The organism is Streptomyces sp. NPDC057638 (assembly GCF_042800315.1).
Classification (GTDB): Bacteria; Actinomycetota; Actinomycetes; order Streptomycetales; family Streptomycetaceae; genus Streptomyces.
In genome coordinates this window covers 1-11923 of sequence record NZ_JBHVHF010000255.1, presented here as the reverse complement: position 1 = coordinate 11923, position 11923 = coordinate 1, and the positions used below count along the sequence as shown (strand labels likewise).

Sequence of the window (11923 nt, the reverse complement as noted above, 5' to 3'; positions counted from 1 at the left end):
ACGTACTCGGGAAATCCCGACAACGCTGGGGGTACTCCCCCAGGCTCCGCCCGGGGGCACCCCCACCCGTGCCCGCAGGGCACAGGGGGAGAGTGGGCGTGCCGGGCGTCGCGGGCCAGACGGGATTTGTCAGACACGGCCTAGAGGCGCTTGAGGACGGCCTGCTTGGCCGTGCTGAACTCCTCGGCGGTGAGTATCCCGGCCTGGTGCAGTTCGCCCAGCTCCCGCAGCCGACGCAGCAGCACGTCGTGATCATCGGGGGCGCCCCCGCTGCCCCCGGCGGTTCCCTGGCCGGAGGTGAGGGCGGGCGCGGGGCGGGCCGGGGCGTTGGGGTGCGGCATCCGGGCCACGACCGCTGCCGCGACCAGCGCCATCAGGGAGTCCTTGCGGAAGCCCCACAACTCCACCGCGTACGGGTCGTACTTCGGCTTGGCGGTGTTGGCCAGATGCGCGGCGGTGAAGCGCAGATAGCCGTTGTCCAGGCCGGAGGAGGGGTGCCACTCGACCGCCCGGACCGCCTCCAGCGGCAGCGTCCGGTCCCCGCCCGACGACTTGGACTCCTCGGTCTTCCAGTTCCAGGAGAGCTTGATCTGCTCACCGTCGAACGAGACCGTGCCGTCGCCCGCGCTGGCGGTGATCGGGATGTCCGGGCCGCTGAGGAGATAGCGGTCGACGGGTTCGCCGGGGATCTGGTCCAGCAGCAGCGCGTTGCGCACCTCCTCCACGACGTACTCCGCGACCCCGGAGCGGTCGCTCTCGACGGAGAGCAGATACGGATCGGCGCCGTCCGAGAGCTTGCCCCCGGCGATCTGGAGCAGCGGGTCGGCGCCACCGCGCAGCCGCAGTCGCAGCCGTCCGGACTTCTTGCGCCCCGGTTCGAAGGAGACCCCCGCTATGGCCTCCAGCGGGACGGTGACCTCACCGAGCGCCTTGCGGAGCGGGCTCAGGTTCTTGTCGGCCCCGGGGACGATGCGCACCACTTCGCCGTCGAAGACCCAGGTGCCGTCTTTCTGGATGATTTCCGCCATGCTCGGATTCTTTCATCCGTCAGATGGCGGAGGGGGCTCGTCCCACGGCCCGCGACGGGCGCCACGGCGCACGCCCGTACCCGGCGGCGCGCTGGTCAGGGAGGGCGGGTGAGGCGGGGGCGGGCGATTGTCGGAGAAGACGATGGGGCAGGGTTGGTCTGTACCTATGCGGTACGGGTGGGGCAGGGACCCCATCCGGCCATGACACTTCCGGCGAAAGGGCCCGGCCTGTGCGACTGGTAACGCTTCCCCTGATCTTCGGCGCGCTCCTCCTCTCCACCGTGGCCGGGGGCGCCGGCCTCGGCCCCGGGCGCGGCCCCGGGCGCCCCGGTGAGGGCTCCGGTGAGGGCCCTCCCGCCCCGGCCGCCGTCCCCGAATCCGAACCCGAATCCGCATCCGGTTCCGGCGCGGTGCCCCCGCTCGGCCGGGTCATCCCCGCGCCCTCCCTCGTCCAGCCCGCCGATGATGGCCACGCCCTCACCGACGCCACCGTCATCCGCGTCGCCGACTCCGCCGAGGCCCGCGCCATCGGTGAGTCCCTCGCCGCGCTGCTGCGCCCGGCCACCGGCTTCGCCCTCCCCGTCACCGCCGAGGAGGGCGCCGACGGGATCCGGCTCGTGCTCGACCACAGCGCCACCGCGCTCGGCGAGGAGGGCTACCGGCTGGAGTCCGCCCCCGCCGCGCTCACCCTGACCGCGTACCGGGCCGCCGGGCTCTTCCGTTCCGTACAGACCCTGCGTCAGCTGCTGCCGGTGGCGGTGGAGGAGACGGCCGTCCAGGACGGGCCCTGGCCGGTGCCCGGCGGGACGATCGAAGACACCCCGCGCTTCGGCTACCGGGGCGCCATGCTCGACGTCGCGCGCCACTTCTTCGGGGTGGACCACATCAAGCGGTTCATCGACGAGATCGCCCGCTACAAGTTCAACACCCTGCACCTCCACCTCACCGACGACCAGGGGTGGCGGCTGGCCATCGAGTCCTGGCCGAAGCTGGCCGAGCGCGGCGGCGCCACGGCGGTCGGCGGCGGCGAGGGCGGCTACTACACCCAGGAGCAGTACCGCGACATCGTCGCCTACGCGGCCGAGCGCTATATCGAGGTGATCCCCGAGATCGACATGCCGGGGCACACCGCCGCCGCCCTCGCCTCCTACCCCGAACTCACCGCCGACGGCGCCGAGGCCGAGGTGTACACCGGGACCGATGTCGGCTTCAGCTCCCTCGCCGTCCACAAGCCCGTGACCTACGACTTCGTGGACGACGTCCTGCGCGAGGTCGCCGCGCTCACACCCGGCCGCTATCTCCACATCGGCGGCGACGAGGCCGACGCCACCAGCGCGGAGGACTACGCCCTCTTCATGGCCCGCGCCCAGGAGACCGTGGTCAAACTGGACAAGACCGTCATCGCCTGGCACCAGCTCGCGGCGACCGACGCGGTGCCCGGCGCCATCCTCCAGTACTGGGGGTACGACGGCACCAAGGAGCCCGAGCGCGCCCAGGTCGTGGAGGCCGTACGGCGCGGCGCCCGGCTGATCCTCTCCCCGGGCGACCGGGCCTATCTGGACCACAAGTACACCGCCGAGACCGAGCTGGGTCTGGAGTGGGCGGGCCTGGTCGAAGTCGACCAGTCCTACGACTGGGACCCCGGGACCTACCTCGACGGAGTGCCGGAGGAAGCCGTGTACGGGGTGGAGGCGCCCCTGTGGACGGAGACCGTGGTCACCCAGGCCGATCTGGAGTACCTCGTCTTCCCCCGGCTGCCCGGCATCGCGGAACTGGGCTGGTCGGCGGCGGGACGCGACTGGGACGAGTACCGGGTCCGGCTGGCGGGGGAGGCCCGGCGCTGGCGGGCGCGGGGCGTGACGTACTACGCCTCGCCTCTTTTTTAGCGGTTCTTCGCCTCCGGGGCGCTTTAGTCGATGCCTCAGCGCCGACGTGCTCGATCGCTCGTTCCTCACGATCTCCGCGCGACGCCACTGAGGCATCGACGCGCCCCTTCGGCTCAGAACCGACCTCGGGTGGAGCGAGTCCCTACACGGAGCTACTCACCCGCAGAGGCCCCTGGGGTGAGCCGGGGGTGGGGCTCCCCGGGGTGTTCCGGGCAGCGAAAGAGGAGGCGGTGATGTGTGAGGGACCGTTGTCACACATCACCGCCTCCGGTGAGGTAAGGATAGCCTAACCTAAGCGGGTTGTCTCGTGGTGCGGGAGAGGTTCTCCGGGGCTGCTCGTGTTGTCCGCCACTCCCTGCGGGGGCGACCCTGCCCCCCGAACGTGCCCCCGGAGCCCGGCTGCCGTAGTGACGGTCCGTGGGACCGTGACCGTTGTCGACGTACGAAGAACCCACACCCCCGGTTCTCACCGTAGGAGCTTCGCCACCGGATCACCCCAAGGACCTCTGCCGGTGAGTAGCTCCGTGTGAGGACTCGCTCTACCCGAGGTCGGTTCTGAGCCAAAGGGGCGCGTCTGGGGGCACCCCCAGGCGCAGGCCTGGGGGCTTTCGTGGCCGTCGCGCGGAGATCGTGAGGAACGAGCGATCGAGCACGTCGGACACGAGAATCTCGACTAAAGCGCCCCGGTGGGGGTCCCCCCGGGCGGAGCCTGGGGGAGAGCAGCCGCTAAAAAAAGGGGGGTGAAGCTTAAAACCCCAGCTCCCTTGCGATCAGCATGCGTTGGACCTCGCTGGTGCCCTCGCCGATTTCCAGGATTTTGGAGTCGCGCCACATGCGGGCGACCGGGTACTCGTTCATGAAGCCGTAGCCGCCGTGGATCTGGGTGGCTTCCCGGGCGTTGTCGACGGCGACGGTGGAGGAGTAGAGCTTCGCCAGCGCGGCTTCCTTCTTGAAGGGTTCGCCGTGGATGAGGCGGGAGGCCGCGTCGCGCCAGCCGACTCGGGCCATGTGGGCGCGCATCTCCATGTCGGCGAGCTTGAACTGGATGGCCTGGTTCTGGCCGATGGGGCGGCCGAAGGCGTGGCGTTGCCTGGCGTATGTGACTGATTCGTCGACGCAGCCCTGGGCCAGTCCGGTGGCCAGTGCGGAGATCGCGATCCGGCCTTCGTCGAGGATCCGCAGGAACTGGGCGTATCCCCGGCCTTCGTCGCCGACGAGGTTGGTCAGGGGGACCCGGACGTCGTGGAAGGCGAGTTCGCGGGTGTCGGAGGCGTTCCAGCCGACTTTGGAGTAGGGCGCGGCGACGGTGAAGCCGGGGGTGCCGGAGGGGACGATGATCGAGGAGATCCGTGGTTTGCCGTCGGTGTCGCGGCCGGTGACGGCGGTGACGGTGACCAGGCCGGTCATCTCGGTGCCGCCGTTGGTGATGAAGCACTTGGAGCCGTTGATGACCCATTCCCCGGTGGTCTCGTCCTTGACCGCCGTGGTCCGGGTGGCGCCCGCGTCGGAGCCGCCTTCGGGTTCGGTGAGGCCGAACGCGCCGAGGATCTCGCCGGAGCAGAGCCTGGGCAGCCAGGTGCGTTTCTGCTCCTCCGTGCCGAAGCGGTAGATCGGCATCGCGCCGAGTGAGACGCCCGCTTCCAGGGTGATGGCCACCGATGAGTCGACCCGGGCGAGTTCCTCCAGGGCGATGCCGAGGGCGAGGTAGTCGCCGCCCATTCCGCCGTACTCCTCGGGGAACGGCAGTCCGAAGAGCCCCATCCGGCCCATCTCGCGGACGATGTCGTAGGGGAACTCGTGGCGTTCGTACAGTTCGCCGATCTTGGGAGCCACCACGTCGTGGGCGAACTGCTCGACCGTGCGGCGGAGTTCTTCGAGTTCGGGGGTGAGCCGGTGGTCAAGGGCCATGGTGATCACTCCTTGTGGGAGAGGGCGCGGACGGTACGGGAGGGGCTGGGGCGTCCGAGCTGGTCGGCCATCCACACGCTGGTGGCGGTGAGGCGGCCGAGGTCGATCCCGGTGTCGATGCCGAGGCCGTGGAGCATCCATACGAGGTCCTCGGTGGCGAGGTTCCCGGTGGCGCTCTTCGCGTAGGGGCAGCCGCCGAGTCCGCCCGCTGAGGCGTCCACGGTGGTGACTCCGTACTCCAGGGCCGCCAGGGTGTTGGCGAGGGCCTGGCCGTAGGTGTCGTGGAAGTGCACGGCGAGCGTGTCGGTGGGCACGCCGGCGGTGGTGAGCGCGGTGAGCAGGGCCCGGACGTGGCCGGGGGTCGCGACGCCGATCGTGTCGCCGAGGGAGAGCTGGTCGCAGCCGAGGTCGCGCAGGCGGGTGGCGACCCGGACCACCTGGTCGAGCGGGACCGGGCCCTCCCAGGGGTCGCCGAAGCACATGGAGAGATAGCCACGGACGGTGACGCCCTCCGCGCGGGCGCGGGCGACGACGGCGGCGAACATGGCGAGGGACTCGTCCACGGTCCGGTTGAGGTTGCGCCGGGCGAAGGTCTCGGTCACCGAGCCGAAGACGGCGACCGCCCGCGCGCCGAGGGCGAGTGCCCGGTCCAGTCCCCGGGCGTTGGGTACGAGGACGGGCAGGGCGGTGCCGGTGAGGTCGGCCAGCAGGGGGTAGAGCTGTTCGGCGTCGGCGAGCTGGGGCACCCAGTCGGGGTGGACGAAGCTGGTGGCCTCGACGGTGGTCAGTCCCGCGTCGGCGAGGCGGTGGACGAACTCGGCCTTGGTCCCGGTGGGGATCGTCGCCTTCTCGTTCTGGAGGCCGTCGCGGGGGCCGACCTCGTGGATGTGGACCCGGGGTGGGAGGCCGGGGGCGGGGACGGGCATCGGGAGTCCGTCGGGGAGCGCGGTCATGGGCCGGTCACCCCGTGGGGGGTGGCGGGGTCCGGGATGCCCGGTGGTGGGGTCGGGGCCGGGTCCGGGGTGACCACCGCCAGGAGCTGGTCCATCGCCACCGTCGTGCCCGGGGTGACCTCCAGTTCGGTGACCGTGCCCGGGTGCGGAGCCGTGATCGTGTGCTCCATCTTCATCGCCTCGACCACCAGCAGGCTCTGTCCGGCGTCCACCCGGTCCCCGACGGCGACCTTCACCACGGTGACCGTGCCCGGCATCGGCGCGGCGAGGGTGTCGGCGCCGGAGCGGGCGGCGCCGGTGAGGGCGGCGGCGACCGGGTCGTGGTCGAGCAGCTGCCAGGAGTCGCCGTCGGCGCCCAGCCACCGGCCTCCGGCGGTGCAGGCGTGGTGGAAGGTGTGGGTGAGTCCGTCGGTCTCCAGGGTGAGCACGCCCTCGGGGGAGGGCAGCAGCCGGGCCTGGTGGACGCTCTCCCCGATCCGTACCTCGGCCTGTTCGGCCGTGCCGCGCACCCGTAGTTCCACCGGGTCCTGGCCCGGTACGCGGACGGAGTGGACCGCCCAGCCCGCCTCGCCGCCGAGCCGCCAGCCGGAGGGCACCGAGAACGGGTCCACCCAGCCGCCGGCCGCCGGGAAGGCGGCGGAGTGCCGGGCGAGCGCCGCCGCGAGATACACCGGGCGGGGTACGGACGTCTCCACCAGGTGCGGTACCTCGCGCTCCACCAGCCCGGTGTCCAGCGCGCCGGAGACCACGTCCGGGTGGGCCAGCAGCCGCCGCAGGAAGCCCGCGTTGGTGGCCACGCCCAGGGTGACGGTCTCCGCCAGCGCGGCCCGCAGCAGCCGCAGCGCGGTGGCCCGGTCGGGCCCGTACGCGATCACCTTGGAGAGCATCGGGTCGTAGCGGCTGGAGACCTCCGTACCCTCGCTGAGGCCGGAGTCGACCCGTACACCGGGTCCGGAGGGTTCGTTCAGGGCGAGGACCGTGCCGCCGGAGGGGAGGAAGGAGCGGGCGGGGTCCTCGGCGCAGAGGCGGGCCTCGACGGCATGGCCGGTGAGGGTGATACCGGCCTGGGTGAAGGGCAGTGGCTCGCCCGCCGCGACGCGTAGTTGCCACTCCACCAGGTCCAGGCCGGTGATCAGCTCGGTGACCGGGTGCTCCACCTGGAGCCGGGTGTTCATCTCCATGAAGAAGTACGCCGCCGGGTCGTCGCCGGGGACGATGAACTCCACCGTGCCCGCGCCCACATAGCCGCAGGAGCGGGCGGCCCGTACGGCCGCCGCACCCATCGCGGCCCGGGTCTCCTCGTCCAGCAGGACCGAGGGGGCCTCCTCGATGACCTTCTGGTGGCGGCGCTGGAGGGAGCACTCGCGCTCGCCGAGGTGGAGGACGGTGCCGTGGCGGTCGGCGAGGACCTGGATCTCGATATGCCGGGGGCGGTCGATCCACCGCTCCACCAGGAGGGTGTCGTCGCCGAAGGAGTTGCGGGCCTCCCGGCGGGCCGCCGCGATCTCCTCGGCGAGTGCCCCCGGGTCCCGGACCAGCCGCATGCCCTTGCCGCCGCCGCCCGCCGACGGCTTCAGCAGCACGGGCGCGCCGATCGCGCGGGCCGCCTCGGCGAGCTGTTCATCGCTCAGGCCGGAGCCCGAGGAGCCGGGGACGACGGGGACCCCGGCGGCGGCGACGGTCTCCTTGGCGCGGATCTTGTCGCCCATCAGGGAGATCGCCTCGGGCGGCGGCCCGAGGAAGACCAGACCGGCCTCGGCGCAGGCGCGGGCGAAGGCGGCGTTCTCGGCGAGGAAGCCATACCCCGGGTGGATCGCCTGGGCGCCGGTGCGGGCCGCCGCCTCCAGCAGCCGTTCGGCGGAGAGATAGCTGTCGGCGGCGGGCGCCGGACCGATCCGTACGGCCGTGTCGGCCTCGCGGACATGGCGGGCGTCGGCGTCCGCGTCGGAGAAGACGGCGACCGAGCGGATCCCGAGGGCGCGCAGGGTGCGGATCACGCGGACCGCGATCTCGCCCCGGTTGGCCACCAGGACCGTGTCGAAGAGCGTGGCCGCCGGGACCGTGTCGAGGAGTTCTGTCATGGCGTGTCCCTCACATCCGGAAGACGCCGAAGCCGGGGTCTCCCAGCGGGGCGTTGGCGCAGGCGGTCAGGGCGAGGCCGAGGACCTGGCGGGTCTCCAGCGGGTCGATCACTCCGTCGTCCCAGAGCCGGGCCGTGGCGTAGTAGGCGCTTCCCTGGCGCTCGTACTGCCCCCGGATCGGGGCCTTGAACTCCTCCTCGGCCTCCGGCGGCCAGCTCTCCCCGCGCGCCTCCAGCTGGTCGCGCTTGACGGTGGCGAGGACGGAGGCGGCCTGCTCGCCGCCCATCACCGAGATCTTGGCGTTGGGCCACATCCACAGGAAGCGGGGCGAGTAGGCCCGGCCGCACATCGAGTAGTTGCCCGCGCCGTACGAGCCGCCGACGACCACGGTCAGTTTGGGCACCCGGGCGCAGGCCACCGCCGTGACCATCTTGGCGCCGTGCTTGGCGATGCCGCCCGCCTCGTAGGCGCGGCCGACCATGAAGCCGGAGATGTTCTGGAGGAAGAGCAGCGGGATGCCGCGCTGGTCGCACAGTTCGATGAAGTGGGCGCCCTTCTGGGCGGACTCGGCGAAGAGGATGCCGTTGTTGGCGACGATCCCGACCGGGTGGCCGTGGATCCGGGCGAACCCGGTGACCAGCGTCTGCCCGAACTCGGCCTTGAACTCCGCGAACCGGGAGCCGTCGGTGAGCCGCCCGATCACCTCCCGTACGTCGTACGGGGTACGGGGGTCCACCGGCACCGCGCCGTAGAGACCGGCCGGGTCCAGTGTGGGCTCCTCGGCCGGGGCGACGGTCCACGGCAGCGGGCCGCGCGCCGGGAGGGTGGAGACGATGGTCCGCACGATCCGCAGCGCGTGCGCGTCGTCCTCGGCGAGGTGGTCGGTGACGCCGGAGACCCTGGAGTGGACCTCGCCGCCGCCCAGCTCCTCGGCGGTGACGACCTCCCCGGTGGCGGCCTTCACCAGCGGGGGACCGCCGAGGAAGATCGTCCCCTGGTTCCGTACGATCACGGCCTCGTCGCTCATCGCCGGGACGTACGCGCCTCCGGCGGTGCAGGAGCCCAGCACGGCCGCGATCTGGGGGATCCGGGCGGCGGAGAGCCGCGCCTGGTTGTAGAAGATCCGCCCGAAGTGGTCCCGGTCCGGGAAGACCTCGTCCTGCATCGGCAGGAAGGCGCCGCCGGAGTCCACCAGATAGACGCAGGGCAGCCGGTTCTCCAGGGCGATCTCCTGCGCCCGCAGATGTTTCTTGACCGTCATCGGGTAGTAGGTGCCGCCCTTGACCGTGGCGTCATTGGCGACGATCACCGTCTCCCGGCCGCTGACCCGGCCGATGCCCGCGATCACGCCCGCCGCCGGGGCCTGCCCCTCGTACATCCCGTGGGCGGCGAGCGGCGCCAGCTCCAGAAAGGGTGAGCCGGGGTCGAGCAGGGTGTCCACCCGGTCCCGGGGGAGCAGCTTGCCGCGCGCGGTGTGCCGGGCGCGGGCCCGCTCGCCCCCGCCGAGGCGGGCGGCGGCCAGCGTGGCGCGCAGGGTGTCGGACAGCTCCTGGTGGGCCTTCTCATTGGCCTGCCAGGAGGCCGACGCCGGGTCGGCGCCGCTGGTCAGAACGGGTGCCTGGTCCATGGGTGGAGAGCCCTTCGCCCGGACGACATCAGTTAATGAGCGTTAACGATTCTCCTTCAGGTTAACGAGCGCTAACAGCGTTGTCTAGAATTGCCTTCCACGACCATCAGGAGCCGGAATCCCATGAGCACCACCAGAGCCGACGCCCCCACGCGTCGTGAACAGATCCTCAAGGAGGCCGCCCAGCTCTTCGCGGAGCGCGGTTTCCACGGTGTCGGCGTCGACGAGATAGGGGCCGCCGTCGGGATCAGCGGCCCCGGGCTCTACCGCCACTTCGCGGGCAAGGACGCCATGCTCGCCGAACTGCTCATCGGCATCAGCGAGCGGCTGCTCAGCGGCGGGAAGCTGCGGGTCTCCGAGAGCGGCGGTGACCCGGTCGCGCTGCTGGCCTCCCTCATCGACGGCCATATCGACTTCGCGCTCGACGACCGGGCGCTGATCACCCTGCACGACCGGGAGCTGGACCGGCTGCGGGAGAGCGACCGCAAGCTGGTGCGGCAGTTGCAGCGGCAGTATGTGGAGCTGTGGGTGCTGGCGGTCGGTGAGCTGCATCCGGCGGTGCCGGAGTACGAGGTGCGGGCCGCCGTCCACGCCGTCTTCGGGCTGCTGAACTCGACGCCCCGGCTCGCGGCGCCCCAGGGCCAGTCCGCGCGGGCGGCGACGGAGGCGCTGCTGCGGCGGCTGGCGCACGGGGCGTTCGCGGCGCTGAGTGTGGCGGGCGGGGTGGACGGGACGGGCGGGGCGGGAGCGTAGGCGGGGCCGGGTGGCCGGTCCGCCGGGGCCCATGGCCCGGGAGACCGGCGGCCGGTCCGCCGCGAGGTCCGGGTCCCGGACCGACGGCCCGCCGGGCCCGTACCGACCGCCGTCCGGTTGGGCAGCGGGCCCGGGGCGCAGAATGAGAGGCATGCCGATACTCAGCCGCGCAGCACTCGTCGAGCACCTCGTCCGTACGCGCATCGCCGGAGACGTCGCCACCCCCCGGGAGAACAACCTCGCCCACTACCGCTCGCTCACCGAAGGCGACCGCCACTACTGGCTGGGCCTGGAGCTCGGCACCCGCTGGACCGAGGAGAGCGCCGTCCTCGCCGTCATGGCCGAGCGCTGCGGCGTCGTCCCCGACCCGGACCACCGCACCGGCCAGGACACCATCGACCCCGAACTGACCGCCGACGCCCTGGAGCGCATGGCCGCCCGGCTGCGCAAGGCCGCCGCCGGGCGGGAGCGGGTCCTGGTGGCCACCGGCCACCCCGGCGCCCTGCTGGACGTCCACCGCCGCACAGCGGCGGCCCTGAGCGCGGCGGGCTGTGCGATCGTCCGGCTTCCCGGGGTGCTCACGGGCGACGACGGCGGTCTGGTGGTCCAGTTCGCCGACGTCGTGATGGTCGAGCGGGGCGCCACCATCCACCACACCCATGACGCCGAGCCCATGACCGCCGTCCTCGACGGACTGGTCCGCGCGGGTGAGCCGCTGCCCGATCTGGTGGTCGCCGACCACGGCTGGGCGGGGTGCGCGGCCCAGCGCGGTATCGACACGGTCGCCTACGCCGACTGCAACGACCCCGCGCTCTTCCTCGGCGAGTCGGAGGGCACCGTCCAGGTCACCGTCCCGCTCGACGACCATGTGACGGACCCGCGCGCGTACGGGCCGATGACGGACTATCTGCTGGAGGCGGCGGGGCTGGGGTAGGGGTTCACCGCCCGGTGCCGTGCCGGCCGGGGTTCTCCGTCCGGTGCCGTGCCAGCTGGGGTTCTCCGTCCGGTGCCGTGCCGGTTCACCGCTCGTTCCCGTACGAGAGTTCCCGCGGGTTTCGCGCCGGTCCTTCCCGTACCTTTCCTTACGCCTTGCCCGGCCTTTGCGCTCGCGCCCTGAACCGGGCTCCCGTGCGCGCCGTGTCCACCTGCGAGACGGTTTCGGTTGGCTGACCAGTGGACGGCGGTACGGATGGCACTCACGCATGTCGTTGTCGCGCACCACCGGGACCGGCCGCAGGCCCGGTGGTCCGCCGTCCGGCACGGCCCGCCGCCCGGTCGCCCCGTTCCCGAGGTCGCGCCGGGCGGGGCGCCGGGGACGGGATGACGACCGTGACCGAGCGGGCCCGCCGTGTTCCGGGCGCCCGGCCGTCGGCGGGCCGCCCGGAGGACTCCCCCGTACGCCAGGGCCCCCCGTACGACCCCAGGATTCCCGTGGCGCGGGTGGACGGGAGCACCCCGCGCCACGGAGGGCCACCCGGCCCCGGGACCGCGCCGCCGCGGGGCCACGCCGTACCGGTGACCGAGTCGTCCGGGCGGCCCGGCTCCCTCCGTACCGCCCCCCAGCCCCCCACCGCCCCCGGACCCCCCACGGTCCCCGGATCCCCCCCCGCCGCCCGTGTTCTCCGCACGGGCACGAGAGGGATCCCGAGATGACGGGGGCGCGCCGCCCGGACGGACACTGAGAACG

Annotated in this window: 8 protein-coding genes; 3 read left to right on the top strand and 5 right to left on the bottom strand. The window is 72.5% G+C overall.

The genetic code is table 11. The annotated features are described in order from the left end of the window. Positions 1-140: 140 nt before the first annotated feature. The gene (locus ACFVIM_RS26860) at positions 141-1028 is read right to left on the bottom strand and encodes a DUF4429 domain-containing protein (protein ID WP_384306269.1); all 888 of its coding nucleotides are present in this window, start codon (positions 1026-1028) and stop codon (positions 141-143) included. A 230-nt stretch (positions 1029-1258) separates the two neighbouring features. On the opposite strand from ACFVIM_RS26860, the gene ACFVIM_RS26855 reads away from it, so the two are divergent. After that, positions 1259-2914, top strand: a complete 1656-nt coding sequence (locus ACFVIM_RS26855) for a beta-N-acetylhexosaminidase (protein WP_384306266.1) — start codon at positions 1259-1261, stop codon at positions 2912-2914. Between the two features lie 747 nt (positions 2915-3661). Here the strand turns inward: ACFVIM_RS26855 and ACFVIM_RS26850 are convergent. Genes ACFVIM_RS26850 through ACFVIM_RS26835 form a run of 4 tightly spaced genes read right to left on the bottom strand, consistent with a single transcriptional unit; the run spans position 3662 to position 9483 of the window. Beyond that, positions 3662-4822 carry an acyl-CoA dehydrogenase family protein gene (locus tag ACFVIM_RS26850; RefSeq protein WP_384306264.1) on the bottom strand — a complete coding sequence of 387 codons (1161 nt, stop codon included), beginning with the start codon at positions 4820-4822 and terminating at the stop codon, positions 3662-3664. A 5-nt stretch (positions 4823-4827) separates the two neighbouring features. Further along, entirely contained in the window at positions 4828-5775 is a 948-nt protein-coding gene (locus ACFVIM_RS26845; RefSeq protein ID WP_384306261.1) for a hydroxymethylglutaryl-CoA lyase, read from the bottom strand. Beyond that, positions 5772-7856 (bottom strand): acetyl/propionyl/methylcrotonyl-CoA carboxylase subunit alpha, encoded by a 2085-nt coding sequence (locus tag ACFVIM_RS26840; protein ID WP_384306258.1) that lies wholly within the window; start codon positions 7854-7856, stop codon positions 5772-5774. The genes ACFVIM_RS26845 and ACFVIM_RS26840 overlap by 4 nt, the downstream gene beginning before the upstream one ends. Before the next feature lie 10 nt (positions 7857-7866). Continuing rightward, a complete protein-coding gene (locus ACFVIM_RS26835; protein WP_384306255.1) occupies positions 7867-9483 on the bottom strand; it encodes a carboxyl transferase domain-containing protein in 1617 nt (538 codons plus the stop codon). Positions 9484-9606: 123 nt separating this feature from the next. Here ACFVIM_RS26835 and ACFVIM_RS26830 point away from each other — a divergent pair, with 123 nt between their 5' ends. Both ACFVIM_RS26830 and ACFVIM_RS26825 read left to right on the top strand, forming a co-directional pair. Next, on the top strand, positions 9607-10236 hold the full coding sequence (locus tag ACFVIM_RS26830; RefSeq protein WP_384306252.1) for a TetR/AcrR family transcriptional regulator: 630 nt from the start codon (positions 9607-9609) through the stop codon (positions 10234-10236). A gap of 151 nt (positions 10237-10387) precedes the next feature. Next, the gene (locus ACFVIM_RS26825) at positions 10388-11170 is read left to right on the top strand and encodes a phosphatase (RefSeq protein ID WP_384306249.1); all 783 of its coding nucleotides are present in this window, start codon (positions 10388-10390) and stop codon (positions 11168-11170) included. The last annotated feature ends 753 nt before the right edge of the window (positions 11171-11923 follow it).

Excerpts from the sequence above, each read along its gene's own strand:
- ACFVIM_RS26860 (WP_384306269.1), bottom strand. The coding sequence starts at position 1,028 with ATGGCGGAAATCATCCAGAAAGACGGCACCTGGGTCTTCGACGGCGAA.
- ACFVIM_RS26850 (WP_384306264.1), bottom strand. The coding sequence starts at position 4,822 with ATGGCCCTTGACCACCGGCTCACCCCCGAACTCGAAGAACTCCGCCGC.
- ACFVIM_RS26845 (WP_384306261.1), bottom strand. The coding sequence starts at position 5,775 with ATGACCGCGCTCCCCGACGGACTCCCGATGCCCGTCCCCGCCCCCGGC.
- ACFVIM_RS26840 (WP_384306258.1), bottom strand. The coding sequence starts at position 7,856 with ATGACAGAACTCCTCGACACGGTCCCGGCGGCCACGCTCTTCGACACG.
- ACFVIM_RS26835 (WP_384306255.1), bottom strand. The coding sequence starts at position 9,483 with ATGGACCAGGCACCCGTTCTGACCAGCGGCGCCGACCCGGCGTCGGCC.
- ACFVIM_RS26830 (WP_384306252.1), top strand. The coding sequence starts at position 9,607 with ATGAGCACCACCAGAGCCGACGCCCCCACGCGTCGTGAACAGATCCTC.
- ACFVIM_RS26825 (WP_384306249.1), top strand. The coding sequence starts at position 10,388 with ATGCCGATACTCAGCCGCGCAGCACTCGTCGAGCACCTCGTCCGTACG.